Origin of the sequence: Yersinia hibernica (assembly GCF_004124235.1) — a bacterium.
Classification (GTDB): Bacteria; Pseudomonadota; Gammaproteobacteria; order Enterobacterales; family Enterobacteriaceae; genus Yersinia; species Yersinia hibernica.
Window position 1 is genome coordinate 4,595,498 of the sequence record NZ_CP032487.1, and the last position, 19,592, is coordinate 4,615,089.

A 19,592-nucleotide genomic window follows, 5' to 3' on the forward strand; every position below is an offset into this window, starting at 1 on the left:
CTGGTGATTAGTACATTATTACAACCTTAAAAGTACTTCACATATACATAAATTATAGTTAACCATTATAGATGAAAACTAATACTGCCAACTCACTATAAATCCTAATGCTACAGGATCAGTTTTTAATTCACTTGGTTTATCAAGTGGCAAGCCAATATTAAAGTCATATCCAACCTTATGATAATTCCCCCGAACACCTAACACGCCGCCAACTAAGCGACGCCCTAATAAAAATGGCTCTCCTGCCTCCCTCACCTCACCATAATCCACACCAACATACAGTTGGTTAGCCAATTTTTGATTTATCCAGGAAAAATCATTTCTTAAAAACCATCCTTGTGACCCGACTAAAGCACTCCCCGTAGAAAATCCGCGCACAGAATTGCGACCCCCGATGGAAAAATTATCTTGTACCGTGAGATTTGAATGAGTGTATTGCTGGCTAAATGCCTGTTGATAATGAAAACGCTGTTCACCTAGCATAAAAGGAATATCCAGTGACGCAGTGAGATGAATTAATTTGGTCGCTGGGGCTGCCTCTCTACCAGGTGATGATCGCGCACCAAACCATGGTGTCTCTTGCTGGTAATTAACGCCACCTTTTATGGTCGCCCAATGGCTATAGTAAACATGTTGTAGCCCGAGGTACCAGTCAACAGTGTCTAACCGTTGAATCTCCAGTTCTGTATTGGCAAAAAAACGGTTTGATTTTCGAATTAATGCTCCCGAGGAGCCAACTGTTTTATAATTATATCCTCGCATTAATAGCCTTTGAATTTGCATATCCAATGTCCGCCAACGGGTGCGATATTTAAATGCGCTATTGCCCAGCAACAAAGATTGATAATAGCTTCCCTGACTCCCTGTCAGGCTTAATAACCAATAGCCAAACGGGACTGAATAATGCAGGGCCAAATTACTGTTACCTTTATCATGATGATTATCTAACTCACGACTGGCAGAGAAATAAACTAAATCACTCAAGGATAATGGATTATCAAGAAATAACGTTGCCCCCGCACGATAACGGCCGACGGTATAATGCCCTGCATCATCCAGGAAAGCACTTACTCGCCAGAAGCGAGATTGCTGGCGTTTTACCACAATCTGACTGCTTAAATCTTCGCGATTTAATACTATATCCATCGTGGCATCCACTGAGGGCAAACGCTGCAAATTTTCCAGCCCCTGCTCAAGGTTACGCAAATTAACCAAGTCACCTTCGTTGCCGGGGAAAGCTAAATTTAACTGTGCATAGCCATCGCTGTCTTCATGATGTTTGATACCGTTCAAGCTGCCGGAGATTAACGTCAATAATAAAATTCCGTCGGTGTAACTGTCTTCAGTAAAGGCTACGTACGAAGTAATATAGCCATCAGCAGCCAGTTGCCATTGCAGTTCCTCGCGCAGAGCAGATAATGCTTTCTCATCCAAACAATGACCTTCAACTTGTTTTGCTCGCTGTAGCAAATTCCGTGCATTAGGAAAAGCATCAATATTTATTAGTTCTACGCGTTTAATAGCCAAGCATGACAAATTATCTGACAAATTCTTTTCTGCCGGTGCAACAGATTGGCTACCCATCGACGAATATTTCAATGATGGTGTAAAACTACTTTTTAAATCGCGGTGTTGCTGTTTAAATATAGTAGCTTGAGTTTGGTTAATATCTGCCTTGGCAGTAAAGGATAAAACAGATATAAAAAACAAAAGAGATAATAAAGCTGTCACGCCCCATGGGTTATTGATATTATTTGTAATAATCCCAATTATAGATCTTAATTTCATTTAATAAACCCCATATCAATGAAACCACGGATGAATATCATCAATCAAACAATTAGCCACCACTTATGACTAATTGCTTGATAAGAATGTAGTTAATTAATATATATTCAACACCAGAAAGTGATGTTATATCTTTAACTGCTTTTTATTTTTATTACCAAAAATAGCAATCTCACCTTTATGATTTTCAATGGGTTTATCAACTCTTATTTTTATATTCTTACCGTGCGAGTATATTTTACCACGATTATTAATCAAACTTCCCGCAACTATATCTACTGCTGAATTATCATTTGATTTGCTGACTTTTATTTTTCCATCGATATTATTGATCACACCACCACTATATAGCAGCATAGCCCCAGCTGTTATGCTTCCCAAACGATTGTCTATATTTGCACCTGCTACCATTTGGAGTGCACTGGCTGATTGGATGTAATTTCTATTGATGATATTTCCTTCGGTAATAATACGTATCTTATTGGCATACATCCCCCCCATAACCTTAACACTGTCGATGTTATCTGGCGGACTTAGATGGGAAACTAATGAAGAGATACCCATCCTTTCACCAGGAGATGCCAATCTTATTATTTTTTTTCCTGCAATAACAAAGAGATCATCCGCAAAAATATCGCCTTTAATTTTTAATGAATCAGTGAACAAATCGAGATAGGCTGAGCCTTTATTTTTCCCTTTGTGACTAAATCCCAGACTGTTAAATTCCCCCTTATTAATATTTATTTGCCCACCCTGGACTTCAAAACCTTGCAGCTTGTTATTATGACTGAAATATGCACCACCTGTGGTTAGTGTCAGATGAGATATATTATTAAATGAACACCCATTACAATCAATACCTGATGGGTTAGCAATAATAACATGGGCATCCTGGCCTGAAAGCGTCACCGTTCCATTTAAAAGACTTTTTTGTGGGGACCTCACCTCATTTAAAATTATTTTTGCAGCAGCTCCTGCCAAGTTTGGATTACCATTATTCTCCTTGGATAGTATATTGTTTAGTACAATGGTATCACTAAAATGAGGCGCATCGAATTGAGTAAATTTATTATGTGATAAACCGTTTCCATCAGGTGCTGTAATATTTACATCCACTCTATGACCACAACCTTTCACAGATCGACAAGGAACAACAGAAGGCCAAGGGGTAGATTCAACTTTTATATTAGCTTGTTGTTCTATAGGTGCCTGACTATCAGCAACAATACTTGCAGCATTTGTTATTGATACACTACTGAAAGAAAATAAAATAGCCAGTGATAGTGTTGATACTACTTCCCCTGTATATATGCAGTTTACATTCATAATACATTCCTTATTTAAATAAATAATAGCGATTAATTATAAAAATGCTTTTAGTAAAAAGCGCATATAATTACCTACTTTAGGGCTAGAAAAGTCAACGCAATCAATAAGACATAATATATTTCATGAGAAACAATAAATATAAATTTGGAATGCGATAAATATTTTAACAACTAGAAAAATAGAGATATTTAAAGAAGTTTTGAGAATTAGAATGATAAAATAATACTATTCAGACACAAAAAAACCCTGACATTGCTGTCAGGGTTTTTAAATTTGGTCGGCGAGAGAGGATTCGAACCTCCGACCCACTGGTCCCAAACCAGTTGCGCTACCAAGCTGCGCTACTCGCCGAATCGGGGCGCATCTTACTGCGGCGCGTCTAGGGCGTCAATCACTTTTTAACAACCCGTCAGTGACTGTTGCTAAAAGCATCATTTTGGCCAAAACTGAATCATTCGAGCCAACATCAAGCTTCAGCGTGTTTCAGTTGTGGTGATTGCGCGCGTAAGAATGGCAGTAAGAAGAAAGCAGATAAGCAAGCGGCCACGGAAATAACCACAAAGAAACCATTCCAGTGCCAAATCTCCATAACGCGAGCAATAGGGTAACCTGATAAAGCAGCACCTAAGTAAGCAAATAACCCAACAAAACCTGTGGCTGCGCCCGCCGCATCTTTATGTGAACATTCAGCAGCGGCCATGCCAATGAGCATCTGCGGGCCAAAAATAAAGAAGCCGATGGCGAAGAAACACCCCGCCTGCAAGACATAACTGACTCCCGGCATAATCCACAATGATGCGACAGATAGAAAGATGCCGATAGCGAATATCAGATTCATCGGCCCCCGGTTACCACGGAACCATTTATCTGAGCCCCAACCGGCGACCAGTGAGCCGATAAATCCGCCCACTTCAAATAATGAAATTGCTGAGTTGGCCGTCATTAATGAATAGCCTTTCTCTTGCGTCAAATAGAGGTTTCCCCAGTCATTGATCGCCGTACGGACGATATAAACCAGCACATAGGAAACCGCCAGCAACCAGATATATTTATTGGTTAAGACATAGCGTTTGACTATTTCTTTGTTTGATAGCCCTTGGCCTTCAGATTCCTGCACCAGCTCCATGGCATCATTACGCCACTTGCCTACACTTGGCAGCCCCATGGTGCTAGGTTTATCACGCAGTCGCCAGCACATCAGTAAACCAATTACCACACCGATAATGCCTGGAATAATCATGCCGTAGCGCCAGCTAAAGTGCAGAGAAATAAAGCCAACTAGCAAGGGAATTAATGCGCCACCAAAGTTATGTGAAGTATTCCAGATTGCCCACCAACTGCCACGTTCCGAGCGGGAATACCAGCTGGTCAATATTTTAGAGCATGGCGGCCAGCCCCACCCTTGGAAGAAGGCATTAATGACCCACAAGGTACCAAATACCAGCAATGAAGAACTCATGCCAAACAGGATATTAATTATCCCAGTCATGACCAAACCAATACCCATAAAATAACGTGGATTTGAGCGGTCGCTGATCATCCCCGAAATAAACTTAGAACAACCATAAGTGATATAAAATAGCGTACCTAAAATCCCAACATCTGACATCGTTAGGCCTAAGTCGCTAAGCATGGCTGGCATAATGAAATTGAAGCTTTTACGTGTGAAATAAAAAGCTGCATAGCCAATGTACATTGTCCACATTAACTGGATACGCCAGTATTTGTAAGACGAATCAATCTGTTCCTGATTGGTTACCACTGGTATGTTATCGCGACTTTTGAGGAAAGACCACATATTGAACCTCAGAGTATTATATAAGTGCGGTCATCATGGTGCGCGCACGCGCGAAACTAATTAGGGAAATTCCCACTATAAACGAGAATATTTCCTAGTTTTCCTTAGCAGGAGTGGAAACTGTGGGCAGGATCACATTTAAGCAAGTGCCCTGATTCACACTTAAGCTAAAGCTCCCACCTAATGCACTCACCCGTGATTGCATACCACGCAATCCGTAACCTGGCGTTAATGTCGCCAAATCCACACCTTTGCCATTATCACGGATAGTGAGATATATATTCTGATTATCCTGTGTCGCATTAATCTCAATCCGGTTGGCAGCCCCATGACGATATGCGTTGGTCACACCTTCTTGGCAGATGCGATATAACGTAATTTTCAGTGTTTCATCAATTGAATAATCATCCAGTTGCCAGTGTAGCACCCCCACAACTGACTGATCTTGTGGGATAAGCTCACGCATCAATGCTGCAATAGCCCCCGATAATGGCAAATCATTTAATGCTGCGGGCCATAATTTAGCTAAAACATCATGCACACCATCGTAAACCCGTAAAGCCAGTATCTCTATCATTTCGGCACTGGTTAAAACCTGAGGTTGTGCTGTTAACCGTTTGATAATACTGGCTTGAGTACGGATGACTGTCACAGTCTGCCCTACCTCATCATGCAACTCACGCGCAACATCGCGGCGGGCATGCTCCTCTGTCACGACCAAGGCTTTGGCTAATTCACGATTTTCATTCAGCCGGATTTGTAATTGCTGATTTAACTCCCGCTGCCGCTGGATTCCAGCGCCTAATAATAAGCCAGTCAAACTCTGCGCTAATAATGACAACAGTAAATCACGGTGTGAATTTAATTCAACCGGGGTGTTAATCAATAACACCATGCCATTGAGTAGCGTTGCCACAACGGCCCCTTGCCAGCCATAACGGTAAGACATAAATACAATCGGAATAGCCAGACAGAAAGGGGCAAATAAATATAAATCTGACTCGGTAATATGGTGTTGCAGCCAAATACTCAATGCAAACAGCAGCAGATACCACATAATGTGGTTCAAACGCAGATTAATCGGTTTATGGATCAGCCCCGGTTCCAAAGGCGTCCAGATTTGGCGCGCTAGATAATGCCACAATAACAGGCAAATCGGCGCAATAGTTAAACCGCCAACCAGCCCCAATAACAGTGCCATCGCCCCCTGTTGACTGGCAATTTGCCATCCCAACGCCTGTATCAATGCAGCCCCGATAATAACGGCCCCCTGCATTAACGGCCATTTCCATTCACTGCCATTTTTCTGATGGCGTAATAACCACGGGGATGCAAAAACCGCTAACAAGGTCGTCGCCAGCAGCAATGGAATCGCGAACCACAATAACTCTGGGAAACCAAACTGCTCCGTTAGCAGCCACCATAATAAGGCGTCACCGAGGAGAATTCCCGGCCAGTATTGCCGTGGGCTTTGCAATAAAATACCCATACGTAGGCCGAACGGAAATAGCAGCAAGGCCTGTAAGGGCCTATCAACCAACTGTGTACCAACAGACCATAAACAGAAAGCCGCGGTAATATAAATAAAGAATAATGCCAGCAGCATAATTAAACGCTGCATCATAGATTCAATACCTGTTTGGCCAGTTCAACATTATTACTGACCCCCAGTTTGGCAAATAAATTAGCGCGATGTACATGAACCGTTTTAGGTGACAAGCCAAGTGACTCGGCAATCTCGCGCACCTCCATTCCCTGAGCTAATAACACCGCAACTTCGCGCTCCCTGCGCGTTAAGGGATCAACAGCAATACGCGCTAATTGTTGGGCAATTTCAGGCATCAGATAGACACCACCACTGCCTACCGTGCGGACGGCAGAGACCAAATCTTCCGGTTTACAACGTTTGGAGAGAAAACCTCTCGCCCCGCGCTCGAGCGCCATTTCGACTAGCGCCGGGCTGTCATGCATCGATAGCATAATGACCCCCATTCCTGAGGGGAGGTCTTTCAATAAATCCAAGCCACTTTCATCGGGCATAGAAATATCGCAAATACAGATATTCGCTTGGAGACTCGGCAACCCAAGGCGAGCCTGCTTTGCTGAGCTGAATTCACCCACCACCTGGATATCATCCTCGAGAGAAAGTAATTGGGCAAAACCTGAGCGCACGATGTCGTGATCATCAATAAAAGCAACACGGTAAGTCACGGAAGACTCCAGCCGAGAAGGAACTCAATCTGGAGTATACAGCAAGCTTATAATTACAATGTGGATAGGTATCAAAAATCAATCAATATCGGATTATACCTGTATCCAGGTGTTAAATTGCGGGCTGAATATGTCGTGTTGGGGCCTGGCACCAGTTATTGCTGGCATTAATTCCACCATCGGGTGAGGTATAGCCTAAACAGCCGAGGATGGAGTCAAACAATTCAATCTGTCGATGGTTTTTGCCAATGCGCTGCTCAGCTTGTAGTTGCTCAAAAGCGCTGAGACTGGCCGGCTGTGCCAGAAACTTATCGGATGCCCAGACCATCAGTGGCACGCGAAATTGCTCTGGTGGCGCCATTTCCCGCGGGGTGCCGTGGAAGTGAGAATTATCGTCGATAGATTCCCCATGATCTGCGGCATAGAATACCAACGCTTTCTTATCACGCAGTTGATCAATCACATTCGCAATAAATGAATCGGTGTACAACACACTGTTATCAAAAGCATTCACCAGTTGCTGTTTACTGCAAAAATCATCCACACCCATACATTCGGGCTGATAGAGGGCATAGCTACGCGGGTAGCGCTGGGAATAAAGATAATGTGAGCCTTTAGTGTGCAACACCACTAAATGCTTGCCCACAGGATAGCGCGCCAGAGATTCTTTCAGTTCATCGACCAGTAGCATATCATCCACCGGCTTATCATCATTACGTTTCTCAGAAGCAATCAATTCGCGGAATGAATAGTTATCGACATTCGCATTATTGTAGAACCACATCTCACTCTGCATCGCGAACAATTCGGAAGTGAAGCCCAAGGATTTCATCACAGCGAACACATTTTGCTCTTTCAGAGTCCGTTGTGGATTCTCTTCTGCCCCGCCTTCACGCACAAACATACAGCGCAATGAAAGTTTGGTGGAGGTATCACAAGATGTGCCGCGAAAAGCGACTAAATTCTTTTCTTTACTTAGGCGCGGGGTGGTGTCGCGTGAATATCCCAATAACCCCATATGATCCCAACGCGTTGTTTCACCAATGATAAATACCACATAAGTGTCATCAATTCCGGCGGGTGCAATATAAGTATGATGTTCGGCGGGGTCATATAATGTCGCCGCATCATACTTTTCATCATATTGGGTATAAGCATATAAACCCAATGCTGCCAACCAGTTAGACGGCAGATAGGAGTGAGCAACTACCCCGCCATAACTCGGTAAATCCACCGTGTTCAGTTGTTCATCCGCATGTTGTACTTTATCCAGATAGCGAAGCGGTAACCACACCAATGCAACAACAGCCACCATCAGTAATATTGGTTTGATGCGCTGGCCTGGCGTGCGGAATTGTTCGAGCAAAGTGAACTGTAAGGTATTTTTCCAGATAAGCAGCACAGGCAGTGCGCTGACGACAACCATCCAGATAACAAAATGAAGCCCGATAACCTCTTTTGATAAATCAGTATCCGTGGTCAAAACGGAAATAACGATGCCATAGCCAATCACGACATTGAAAAAAGTCATGTAATAACTGGCTGCAACAGAAATTAGCACCAGAAGGGTGGCCACGACACGATAAAACCGTCTTCCCCCGAGGGAGATAATGCGCATAACGAAAAAGGTAAACAGAATAATGGCCATCACTTCAGTGATAGCAGACACGACTTTTATACCTTGGATGCCCTGACTAAAGGTGTCAAAACGACGATAAAAGACAGAGATATTCAGGAAAATGCCAATATAAACAGCCAACAACAAAGAAATGCTTTGCTGTGATAAAGATTTAACTCTGTCCATATAACGCAGGGTCTCCAAAGGCACTATTTGCGGCTTGAATCAATCAGACAGTGAACCCCGCCTCAGGTTCAGTACAGAGCTAATAAGCACGCTATTGATTTCAGTTACAAGAATTATCTTAACAATTCTGAGTCATGCAATCCGCGGCAGAGCGCAAAGTCCGGCTAGGATATCTCTGCTCAATCAGCAGTAAATTGGGGGAAAAAGCACGATATGCCCACAAGATAATTCTCATGGGATTTTGCTTGGGGATAGTGATTTATTTGATATTCAACGTGACTTCAATATTGCCGCGCGTTGCATTGGAGTATGGGCAAACAACATGGGCTTTCTTCACTAAATCCTCAGCCACACTGCGTTCAATACCCGGCAGGCTGATATCTAGTTGCACTTCAATACCAAAACCCGTTGGAATGGCACCAATACCGACTGTTCCTTCAATGCTGGCGTCGTCAGGCACTTTCACTTTTTCTTTTGCTGCCACAAACTTCAAGGCTCCCAGAAAACAAGCAGAGTAACCAGCAGCAAACAACTGTTCTGGGTTAGTCACCGCGCCACCGGCCCCGCCCATCTCTTTTGGCACACCCAATTTCACATCCAGTACACCATCAGAGGATGTTGCTCGACCATCACGGCCACCAGTGGCTTTCGCTTTGGCGCGGTATACGACTTTTTCAATAGACATGATGCATTCCTTTCCGGGTCAATAAAGATGAAGAACATCTACGATTTGAAAGTATGACACTCATTATGAAAAAGCCCCCAATCGGGGGCTTAGAAACACTATCATTTATAAAAACTATTATTTAGCGGGGACATCTATCTTGTCGTCTATGCGTTGCAACATATATGGATAGAATGGATTAGATGAGATACGCATCAGTGAATCCAATCCCACGACCAGCACGGCCCGCTCGCCACGTGCGGCGAATGTCCCTAGGCTGATACCGTATTGATCACGCGGCTCAGGGTAGCGACCATAGAGCGAATCACTCATTGGGAATGGTAACGCCACATGAGATAGCGAGAAAATATCCGGCGGATAAATCAATCCAGTCGGGACAGAGGTCTCATTGGTTTGCCCTGCCAGGGTTGTTAACGCCACCGTTTCATTACTTTGCGGTGAAACGTTGGTAATAATGGTGACGCTATAATTACGCGGCGGTGGCGGTAATAAACGGGCCAAAGCTGTATAAGAAGAACTTCTTAATAGCGGGCCAAAACTGGCTGCGCGGTTCAAGTCGAACAGCACCACCTCACTCCCATTCTTCGGCAAGTGGTTATAAAGAGCCGTCACAACCGCGCGGGTACTGACCGTTGAATCCATCAATGATTGGAAAGTCAGAATTGGCGGTAACTCTTCCATTTTATTATTTCTGGCATCACGCGCTATTTGCTGTTGCAAAACGGACGTCAGTAAATAGGACTGGCGAGCAGCATTCACCGGGAAAGAGTTATATTTGAACGGATTAAACTCGGGCACAATCCCAAGCCAAGCTGCTTTCGCAAAGGCAGGGAAAATAGCTGGCCAACCGGCAATACCGGCAAAACGTGCAAAGCTTGTTACTCCAATCATTGGAGATATCAATATAACTCGCTCAGGTTTTGCCAGTGCCGGATCATCCAGTGAATCCAAGGTGTACTTCATTGCCAACGCGCCGCCATTAGAAAAACCAATGACATGCAATGGTAAATCCGGGCCGCTCAGGGCTTTCGCTTCACGAACAGCAAGGCGTGTAGCGGCTAACCAATCCTGCCAATCCACATCAGTCAAAGCGCCGGGGACGGTACCATGAGCAGGCAAACGAATACCAATAGCAACAAAACCACGCTCGCGATAATTTTCCGCAATATGGCGCAAACTATAGGGTGTGTCAGTTAAACCATGCAGTAATACGACGGCACCTTTAGGTTTACCTTCCGGTTGCAGAATGTAAGAGCGGTTCCAGTCATTTTTAAAATGAGGCGGATAAATCGCGCTACCAGAATAATAACGATTAAGCGGAACCTGTGCTCCCGGCTCCAGTTTTTCGGTCACATTAATCCGAACTTCATCGAAAAGCGCATTTTCAGCTTTTATGTAATCTGCCCAATTGGCTTTATCAATTTCGGCGGCGCGCATATCATGAGGAACAAACGTGTGCCAAAGCTCAAGTTTCGGGCCACGTTGTGTATCGTAAATGCGTATTGCCAGTATGGTAACGGACATTACCACCAAAACCAGAACAATCCGTTTAATCCACCGTTTAATGGCTATGGCAGGCATGGGTAGTTACTCCGTATGTATATAATTTTTTTCATCATTAAGGCCACTTTATCACCATCTGGTCATATCGTACTTTAAACGCAAAGCATTATCTTGGTATATAGTGCAGTATTAATAAAATTGGCATCCAGTCATTACTGTCAAAGAAACAATCTTAAACAGCTTAATTCCCCATTATCCACCTCATTTCACGATAGTATTAAATAAACGGGTTTAACTTTATTACGGTTACTTTATATCAGAGTTGCTGATTTACAGAATAACATGCCCTGAAAACGACCGAATCTACTCTCGAACAGACCCCTTCCACTAGAGAAGAGTTGATTATCTTCGATTTCATCGCCCTTATGAGTATGAGTCTAATCCTTTCGAGAATGGTTGGTTTACATTGAAAACAGAAGCCTTGGCAGGGAATGTGATGGGTGGAGTCAAGTTGGGCATTTATCCCTTTATTCTGCTGGATTTGGCTTTTAAGTACACCCCATACCTGAAAAATAAATCGGGCCAAAAAATACTATTATCAGTGGCCCAATTAAAATCTACCGAACCTACGCTTCGCTGTTTTCCACTCGCTCTGTAATCATATTGGCGGGGGTTTTACGTAACCAAACCCACCACGCAAGAGTCATTAATGCAACCCAGGCTAGACCAACATACATGGCAATTCGAGTGTCAGGGAAATACCCCAAAACCGCGATAATAAATGCCATGAAGATAATGGTCAGGATAGGTGCAACCGGCCAGAAAGGCACAGGGAAGGCTAAGCGGGCTACATTTTCTTTACTCATTGAGCGGCGCATCGCAACTTGCGATATTAGAATCATTAGCCACACCCAAACAGTCGCGAAAGTCGCAATCGAGGCAATAATCAGGAACACATTTTTTGGGATCAAATAATTCAGTACCACCCCACATAATAAAGCAATCGCCATCACTAAAATTGTCATCCATGGCACACCATTGCGGGTCAGGCGGCTAAAACACTTAGGTGCCAGTCCCTCCTGCGCTAAGCCGTACATCATACGACCGGCACCATAAATATCACTATTGATCGCCGAAATAGCCGCAGTAATAACCACCAGGTTCAGAATGTTCGCCGCAGAGCTAATCCCTAAACTGCTGAAAATCTCTACAAAAGGACTGCCATTTTGCCCAATGCTATTCCACGGATAAATCGCCATCAAAACAAATAAGGTCAAAACATAAAACAGTAGAATACGCACTGGGACGGTATTAATCGCCCGTGGTAATACTTTTTCTGGATCCTTCGCTTCACTGGCGGTCACCCCGATGATTTCGATACCACCAAAGGCAAACATCACTACAGCAAATGAAGCAATTACCCCCGTAATACCATTTGGCATGAACCCTTGATGGGACCATAAATTACTGACGCCAGTGCTCTCATGACCAGCACCAAAGCCAAACATCATAATGCCTAGCCCTGCTGCAATCATGGCAATAATTGCAGTCACTTTTAGCAACGATAACCAGAACTCCATTTCACCAAAGACTTTGACTGAGCATAGATTTAGCGCACCAATAAAGAAAATAATACTCAACACCCAAACCCATTGCGGCGCATCCGGGAACCACAACCCCATATAAATACCAAACGCGGTGACATCTGCGAGTGCCACGATGACCATCTCGAAGGTATATGTCCAGCCGGTTAGAAAACCTGCCAATGGGCCAAGATAGCGACTGGCGTAATGACCAAAAGATCCTGCAACCGGATCATGTACCGCCATTTCACCCAGTGCGCGCATCACCATAAACACCGCTGCACCGCCAATCAGATAAGCAAGTAATACTGCGGGCCCTGCCAGACGGATAGCCTCGGCAGAACCATAAAATAGGCCCGTGCCAATAGCGGAACCTAACGCCATGAAACGGATATGTCTGGCGCTAAGGCCACGTTTGAGCGTGGATGAATCATTCTTCATGGGACATTCTCGCAAGATTTATGCCCTTTCAGGCAGGGGTTCAGAGAGGGTGATCCCGATTATTGGGATCACCTATAGGTCAATGTTCTTGACTAATTATTATGAGTTATTAAAGACTTGGTAGTAGATGCGCGGGCATCAGTTCATTCAAATGACGTTGAGCAATCAGCTTGCTTGCAGCTTCAATATCGGGGGCAAAGAAACGATCTTTTTCGTAGTAGGCCACATGCTTACGCAACAACTGGCGTGCGGGCTCCAGCGTATCAGATGTCTTAAGTCCTTTTCGCAAATCCAGCCCCTGACATGCTGCCAGCCACTCGATGGCCAGAATGTCGCGTACGTTTTCCGCCATTTCCCACAAGCGCTTACCTGCGCGGGGTGCCATCGAAACATGGTCTTCCTGATTCGCCGAGGTTGGAATGCTGTCAACACTGGAGGGGAATGCCAACCCTTTATTTTCGCTGGTTAATGCTGCGGCGGTGACCTGTGCAATCATAAAGCCAGAGTTTACACCGCCGTTTTCTACTAAGAATGGCGGTAACTGCGACATATGTTTATCCATTAATAGCGAAATACGGCGTTCTGATAATGAGCCCATCTCCGCTAATGTCAGCGCCAGATTATCTGCCGCCATAGCCACCGGCTCTGCATGGAAATTACCACCAGACAACACGTCACCCTGCTCAGCAAAGACCAATGGGTTATCTGACACCGCGTTCGATTCAATCGCCAATACTTCAGCGGCCTGACGCATTTGGGTCAGACAAGCCCCCATGACCTGTGGCTGACAACGCAAAGAATAGGGGTCTTGGACTTTGTCACAATTACGATGAGATTCAGAAACTTCGCTGCGCTCACCGAGTAAGTGGCGATATGCATTAGCGGCATCAATTTGCCCACGCTGGCCTCTAACGGCATGGATACGAGCATCAAATGGGCTACGAGAGCCTAACGCAGCTTCAACCGTCAGGCTGCCAAAGACAGAAGCGGCGGCGTAAAGATCTTCAGCTTCGAACAAACCGCGCAAAGCATAAGCGGTGGAAACCTGAGTGCCATTAAGGAGTGCCAGCCCCTCTTTCGCCGCCAGCGTAAGAGGCTCTAAACCTGCTTTTGCCAGTGCCACACGTGCATCCAGCCATTCACCCCGATAACGGGCTTTACCCTCACCGAGCAACAGCAAACTCATATGTGCCAACGGAGCCAAGTCGCCAGAAGCCCCCACTGACCCTTTGAGTGGAATATGTGGGTAAACTTGCGCGTTAACTAATGCTATTAGCGCCTGAATAACGGCCAGTCGAATACCCGAGAAACCACGAGCTAAACTGTTAATTTTCAACACCATTATCAGCCGTACAATCGCATCGTCATTCGGCTCACCAACACCCGCAGCATGGGAAAGGACTATCGAGCGCTGTAGGTTTTCCAAATCTTCCGTGGCAATGCGCGTCGATGCCAATAAGCCAAATCCGGTATTGATACCATAAGCAGTGCGTTTCTCTGCCAATATGGCCTGCACGCAATCCACACTTTGCTGTATGGCGGCATAGGCACTTTCATCCAAGGATATCTGAACGGGATGCTGATAAATATGTCGCAAATCAGCCAGAGTCATCTGGCCTGGGCGTAGTGTCATTGTTATTTTCATGCTTTTTTCCCTTGAGTTGCGGCAATCATTGGCAGGTTTAGCCCCTGCTCTTGTGCACAATTAATCGCGATGTCATAACCCGCATCCGCATGACGCATCACGCCAGTTGCTGGGTCATTATGTAATACTCGAGCAATACGTTCGGCGGCGTCATCGCTGCCATCACATACCACCACCATGCCTGAATGTTGCGAGAACCCCATCCCCACACCACCACCATGGTGCAAAGATACCCACGTCGCGCCACTGGCTGTATTCAGCAATGCATTGAGCAGCGGCCAATCAGAAACAGCATCAGAACCATCCTGCATAGCTTCGGTTTCACGGTTAGGGCTGGCGACTGAGCCAGAATCCAGATGGTCACGGCCAATCACAATGGGGGCTGACAACTCACCAGTTCTTACCATCTCATTAAAAGCTAAGCCTAATTTAGCGCGCTGCCCCAAGCCAACCCAACAAATGCGAGCCGGCAACCCTTGGAAGTTGATGCGCTCACGCGCCATATCTAACCAGTGATGTAAATGCTCATCATCAGGGATGAGTTCTTTGACCTTTGCATCCGTTTTATAGATATCTTCTGCATCACCGGAAAGCGCAGCCCAGCGGAATGGCCCAATGCCACGGCAGAATAGTGGGCGAATATAGGCTGGAACAAATCCAGGAAAATCAAATGCATGGGTGACACCCATGTCTTGTGCCATCTGACGAATATTGTTGCCGTAATCAAAGGTCGGGATACCCATATTATGGAAAGCCAGCATCGCCTCAACATGTTCTGCCATCGACGTTTTAGCGGCATTGACCACTAGCGTGGGCTCAGTTTGCGCCCGTTGGCGATACTCTTCCCAACCCCAGCCTTTGGGCAAATAGCCATTCAGTGGGTCATGAGCACTGGTTTGGTCGGTCACCATGTCTGGGCGTACCCCACGGCGTACTAGTTCCGGTAAAATCTCAGCGGCATTACCACATAAAGCAATAGAAACGGCTTGTCCGGCGGAGGTGTATTTCTTGATACGCGCCAGCGCGTCATCTAAATCAGTCGCCTGCTCATCGACATAGCGGGTTTTGAGGCGGAAATCGATACGGCTTTGCTGACACTCAATATTCAGCGAACAAGCGCCAGCGAGAGTGGCCGCTAGCGGTTGTGCCCCCCCCATGCCACCTAATCCCGCAGTCAGCACCCAACGCCCTTTCAAACTACCGCCAAAGTGCTGTCGGCCCGCTTCAACGAAGGTCTCATAGGTACCCTGGACAATGCCTTGGCTACCAATGTATATCCAACTGCCCGCCGTCATTTGGCCGTACATGGCCAGCCCTTTGGCGTCCAGTTCGTTAAAATGCTCCCAATTGGCCCAATGAGGAACTAAATTAGAATTAGCAATCAACACCCTAGGTGCGTTACTGTGCGTTTTAAAGACACCAACCGGTTTCCCTGATTGAACCAGCAAGGTCTCGTCATCATTCAGATGAGTGAGGCTTTCCACAATTTTGTCATAGCATTCCCAATTACGGGCCGCACGACCAATCCCACCGTAAACCACTAATTCTTTTGGATTCTCAGCAACTTCAGGATCGAGGTTGTTCATCAGCATGCGCAGCGGGGCTTCGGTCATCCAACTTTTGGCGGTAAGTTTTGTTCCACGCGAAGCTCGAATCTCATTATCACGGAATCTATTTTTGGCAGTCACGGCAATTTCCTTCAACCAGTTTTTCAGGTGTCAACGACATTACTTAGCTTGAGTATTTATTAACATATACTCGTATAGACAAGTACAATCAAGCACCAAAAAAGTGGCAATAAATCACCATGTATTTAAAAAAGAATAATTATAATAATGTTTAAAATTAATTATTTATAATAATTACCATTCTATATTAAGGTGAGGTGAGAGGATTTTCGACGTGATTTTAACGATGAAGCCAGCATAAAATTGGTCTATTTTTGCGCACGGAGTCACATATATTTCACACAGATTTTACATTGTGACATTCAAAATGCGCGATATCTCGCCTGATAAATAAGCGGGTTAGCGAGGATAGTGCTGTTTGGCGATTAAAAACCATTTGCATTACACCTATTCATATTTGCACCGCCACGCTATCCCTACCTAACATCCATATTCGTTATATAAATGTGATCAACTCCTGATTATTATTTGTTCGCCTGAATTATTATTTGAGCATTATTAGATGCAAACGTTGTCATTTTTTCATGTGGCAACATTGCTATTTATTCTTATTATTTTGTTTTATATGTGATTATTTTTTTAATCATTTATGCAAACGTTGTCATTAAGGTAACGCATGGCCAATATAATTGATATCGCAAAGAAAACCGGTCTTTCTGCCTCCACCGTATCTCGCACACTGACCCGACCCGAGAAAGTCGCTGCAGCGACCCGCGAGCGAGTGATGAAAGCCATCGACGAATTGGGTTATGAAGCCAATATCTTTGCACGCAATCTCCGGCAAGGAGGATCACAAGTTATTGGTTTAGTTGTGTCTGATATTCTCAATACCTTCCACGCCACGATTGTCAAAGCAGTGCAAGATGTCGCCTATAAAGCCGGTTATACCCTAATTGTTGGCAGCACTGACGAGGATTCATTGCGCGAAGAGCAACTGATGACACAATTGCGCAGCCATATGTTACAAGGGCTGATCATCACTCCAACACATAACACACGCGATAATTTGCAGCGTTTTACCAATATTCCCATCGTCGAAATAGACCGAATTTCAGGCCATGTCGGCAGCGATACGGTGTTATTGAATAATATCCTTGGCGTGGAAATGGCTGCGCGCCATCTGCTGGAGCTAAAACACTCACGCATCGCCTATATCGGGGGCAGTAGCCAAACCATTACCTTTGCTGAGCGTCTGGCGGGTTTTCGTCAGGTTTGCCCTGAAGAGACCTATACGGATGTCATTGAAATCCCGGCAACAACATCACTGTTTGCCGATGCCTGTGAGCAGACACACTTGCTGATGTCCAAACCCATCGCGCAACGTCCAACGGCAATTATTGCAGCAAACAACGATATTGCCGCAGGTGTGGTGCATGCCATTTATCAGCGCAACATCAAAATGCCTGACGAAGTCTCCGTGGTTGCCTTTGACGATCCAGATTGGGCCAGTTTCTTCCCGTGCCCACTCACCACTATTCGCCAGCCGGTGTATGACATGGGGAAACATGCCGCAGAACTATTAATAGAACGTTTACGAGGCAACATCAGTGGTGCAGCCCTCTCAGAACGTTTTGACCCACAACTGATTGTACGCGCATCAACAGCCCGCCCTAACTAAAGCTGACTCTTTTGATTTTTTTAAACAACACCAGAGAATAACTAGAGGATAAATTATGACTGTTTTACATACCATCCCACTTATTGAGCCAACGGCGGAAAATCTTGCGCCTTTCGCTCGATTAGTAGGCCAACCCACAACACCGCCAACTCTCGCCAGAGGCGATATTGATTGTTATCACAATATATGCGATGCCAATGATTTCAATGAGCATCCTGTCGCCAGCTATCTCATTTGTTATCCACTCCCATTATTAATGGAACAGATAGAGCAGCATCATTTGATGGAAGAAGCCTTTATTCCTTTAAAGGGTAACAGTGTGATGGTTCTTGGTGCGCCGGGAGAGCTTGATCCACAAAAACTTGTCGCGGTGCATATGGATGGGTCATTCGGATTAATTCTTTATCGTGATACTTGGCATTTCGCTCCTTTTGCACTGGAAAAGCCCGCAACCTACATGCTGCTATCTGGTAAAGACTCTGGCCCAGATATCAAAGTGGTCAATATTGGCCCTTATCCTATAAGCCAACCTGAATATCAGGAGTGAATATGAAGCGGATTATTTGCTACGGCGAGAGCTTGATCGATTTTACTTATGATGGGCAGGCTTTTATTCCTCACCCTGGTGGCTCACCGTATAATGTGGCGGTAGCACTTGGCCGTTTAGGCACTCAAGTCGATTACTGCACGCAATTGAGCACCGATATGTTCGGTAATATGTTATTGCAGCATCTTGAGTTGAATCACGTGGGAACTACCTCTATTAGTCGGAACCCGGCACCTTCGACTTTAGCCTTTGTATTAACCCACCCTGAGACTGAACCTGAATATGCATTCTATTCTCGTCAGGCAGCCGATGTAATTATTCAATCAGAGGATCTACCCGCGCCGATTGAAGCAACATTACATCACTTCGGCTCAATTTCTTTAATGCAAGAACCCTGCGGTACAACATGGGAAAATTATTTAACCCAGCTGGATGGCTTTATTTCTTTTGATCCTAACATTCGCCCAAGTTTAATTCCTGATCGCCAAGTTTATCTTGACCGATTTAATCGCATTACGGGGCGAATACAATTGCTACGACTCAGTCTATCTGACCTCCAGTGGTTAGCTCCGGATGAAGCTGTTGAACATTTTGTCGATCGGATGTTTGCTAAAGGTATTTTGATGGTGGCTATCACCAGTGGCAGTGATGGCGCGTGGACTTACACTCTAGAATGTAATAAATATCAGCCAGTTATGTCAGTATCAGTTGCTGATACCATTGGTGCTGGAGATACATTCACCGCTGGATTGTTGTCAGTATTAGTCGATGGTATTAAAGATAAAACATTGGCAAAACTGGATAACAATATGCTAGCTCGAGCATTAAAAACTGGCAGTATTGCGGCGGCACTAAATTGCCGTAATAAAGGTGCAAATCCGCCAACGGCAGATGAAGTTAATAAACTGATGTAATTATTCACCCTCACACAGGTAAAAGATATGCCCCT

At 45.0% G+C, this 19,592-nt stretch carries 14 protein-coding genes and 1 tRNA gene; 3 read left to right on the forward strand and 12 right to left on the reverse strand.

Annotated elements, in window-relative coordinates; genetic code table 11:
• Positions 1–78 precede the first annotated feature (78 nt).
• From D5F51_RS21500 to hutU, 12 genes are all read right to left on the reverse strand, one after another.
• Complete coding sequence (locus tag D5F51_RS21500) at positions 79–1,791, reverse strand: ShlB/FhaC/HecB family hemolysin secretion/activation protein (protein ID WP_129198974.1); 1,713 nt, start codon at positions 1,789–1,791, stop codon at positions 79–81.
• A gap of 126 nt (positions 1,792–1,917) precedes the next feature.
• Positions 1,918–3,117 carry a two-partner secretion domain-containing protein gene (locus D5F51_RS21505; protein ID WP_129198976.1) on the reverse strand — a complete coding sequence of 400 codons (1,200 nt, stop codon included), beginning with the start codon at positions 3,115–3,117 and terminating at the stop codon, positions 1,918–1,920.
• A 277-nt stretch (positions 3,118–3,394) separates the two neighbouring features.
• Positions 3,395–3,471: transfer RNA gene (locus tag D5F51_RS21510), tRNA-Pro, on the reverse strand.
• A gap of 115 nt (positions 3,472–3,586) precedes the next feature.
• A complete protein-coding gene (gene uhpC / locus D5F51_RS21515) occupies positions 3,587–4,918 on the reverse strand; it encodes an MFS transporter (protein WP_129198978.1) in 1,332 nt (443 codons plus the stop codon).
• Positions 4,919–5,012: 94 nt separating this feature from the next.
• On the reverse strand, positions 5,013–6,542 hold the full coding sequence (gene uhpB / locus D5F51_RS21520; protein WP_129198980.1) for a signal transduction histidine-protein kinase/phosphatase UhpB: 1,530 nt from the start codon (positions 6,540–6,542) through the stop codon (positions 5,013–5,015).
• Positions 6,539–7,129 carry a response regulator transcription factor UhpA gene (gene uhpA / locus D5F51_RS21525; RefSeq protein WP_025376517.1) on the reverse strand — a complete coding sequence of 197 codons (591 nt, stop codon included), beginning with the start codon at positions 7,127–7,129 and terminating at the stop codon, positions 6,539–6,541. Before uhpA ends, uhpB begins: the two co-directional genes overlap by 4 nt.
• A gap of 112 nt (positions 7,130–7,241) precedes the next feature.
• A complete protein-coding gene (gene eptB, locus D5F51_RS21530) occupies positions 7,242–8,933 on the reverse strand; it encodes a kdo(2)-lipid A phosphoethanolamine 7''-transferase (protein WP_129198982.1) in 1,692 nt (563 codons plus the stop codon).
• Positions 8,934–9,192: 259 nt separating this feature from the next.
• Positions 9,193–9,618 (reverse strand): organic hydroperoxide resistance protein, encoded by a 426-nt coding sequence (locus tag D5F51_RS21535; protein ID WP_025376515.1) that lies wholly within the window; start codon positions 9,616–9,618, stop codon positions 9,193–9,195.
• A gap of 117 nt (positions 9,619–9,735) precedes the next feature.
• A complete protein-coding gene (locus D5F51_RS21540) occupies positions 9,736–11,199 on the reverse strand; it encodes an alpha/beta hydrolase (RefSeq protein WP_025376514.1) in 1,464 nt (487 codons plus the stop codon).
• 548 nt (positions 11,200–11,747) lie between these two features.
• Positions 11,748–13,145: an amino acid permease gene (locus D5F51_RS21545; RefSeq protein ID WP_129198984.1), complete on the reverse strand. Its 1,398-nt coding sequence runs from the start codon at positions 13,143–13,145 to the stop codon at positions 11,748–11,750.
• 109 nt (positions 13,146–13,254) lie between these two features.
• A complete protein-coding gene (hutH, locus tag D5F51_RS21550; RefSeq protein ID WP_129198987.1) occupies positions 13,255–14,790 on the reverse strand; it encodes a histidine ammonia-lyase in 1,536 nt (511 codons plus the stop codon).
• Complete coding sequence (gene hutU / locus D5F51_RS21555; protein WP_025376504.1) at positions 14,787–16,478, reverse strand: urocanate hydratase; 1,692 nt, start codon at positions 16,476–16,478, stop codon at positions 14,787–14,789. Before hutU ends, hutH begins: the two co-directional genes overlap by 4 nt.
• A 616-nt stretch (positions 16,479–17,094) precedes the next feature.
• Between hutU and D5F51_RS21560 the strand changes: the two genes are divergently transcribed.
• The 3 genes from D5F51_RS21560 to D5F51_RS21570 are packed head-to-tail and all read left to right on the forward strand — an operon-like array spanning position 17,095 to position 19,557.
• A complete protein-coding gene (locus D5F51_RS21560) occupies positions 17,095–18,096 on the forward strand; it encodes a LacI family DNA-binding transcriptional regulator (protein WP_129198989.1) in 1,002 nt (333 codons plus the stop codon).
• A 55-nt stretch (positions 18,097–18,151) separates the two neighbouring features.
• Positions 18,152–18,643 carry an ureidoglycolate lyase gene (locus tag D5F51_RS21565; protein ID WP_129198991.1) on the forward strand — a complete coding sequence of 164 codons (492 nt, stop codon included), beginning with the start codon at positions 18,152–18,154 and terminating at the stop codon, positions 18,641–18,643.
• A gap of 2 nt (positions 18,644–18,645) precedes the next feature.
• Positions 18,646–19,557 (forward strand): carbohydrate kinase family protein, encoded by a 912-nt coding sequence (locus D5F51_RS21570; RefSeq protein ID WP_129198993.1) that lies wholly within the window; start codon positions 18,646–18,648, stop codon positions 19,555–19,557.
• The last annotated feature ends 35 nt before the right edge of the window (positions 19,558–19,592 follow it).

Excerpts from the sequence above, each read along its gene's own strand:
- eptB (WP_129198982.1), bottom strand. The coding sequence starts at position 8,933 with ATGGACAGAGTTAAATCTTTATCACAGCAAAGCATTTCTTTGTTGTTG.
- uhpC (WP_129198978.1), bottom strand. The coding sequence starts at position 4,918 with ATGTGGTCTTTCCTCAAAAGTCGCGATAACATACCAGTGGTAACCAAT.
- D5F51_RS21545 (WP_129198984.1), bottom strand. The coding sequence starts at position 13,145 with ATGAAGAATGATTCATCCACGCTCAAACGTGGCCTTAGCGCCAGACAT.
- D5F51_RS21540 (WP_025376514.1), bottom strand. The coding sequence starts at position 11,199 with ATGCCTGCCATAGCCATTAAACGGTGGATTAAACGGATTGTTCTGGTT.
- D5F51_RS21535 (WP_025376515.1), bottom strand. The coding sequence starts at position 9,618 with ATGTCTATTGAAAAAGTCGTATACCGCGCCAAAGCGAAAGCCACTGGT.
- D5F51_RS21500 (WP_129198974.1), bottom strand. The coding sequence starts at position 1,791 with ATGAAATTAAGATCTATAATTGGGATTATTACAAATAATATCAATAAC.
- D5F51_RS21505 (WP_129198976.1), bottom strand. The coding sequence starts at position 3,117 with ATGAATGTAAACTGCATATATACAGGGGAAGTAGTATCAACACTATCA.
- uhpB (WP_129198980.1), bottom strand. The coding sequence starts at position 6,542 with ATGATGCAGCGTTTAATTATGCTGCTGGCATTATTCTTTATTTATATT.
- hutH (WP_129198987.1), bottom strand. The coding sequence starts at position 14,790 with ATGAAAATAACAATGACACTACGCCCAGGCCAGATGACTCTGGCTGAT.
- D5F51_RS21570 (WP_129198993.1), top strand. The coding sequence starts at position 18,646 with ATGAAGCGGATTATTTGCTACGGCGAGAGCTTGATCGATTTTACTTAT.
- D5F51_RS21560 (WP_129198989.1), top strand. The coding sequence starts at position 17,095 with ATGGCCAATATAATTGATATCGCAAAGAAAACCGGTCTTTCTGCCTCC.
- D5F51_RS21565 (WP_129198991.1), top strand. The coding sequence starts at position 18,152 with ATGACTGTTTTACATACCATCCCACTTATTGAGCCAACGGCGGAAAAT.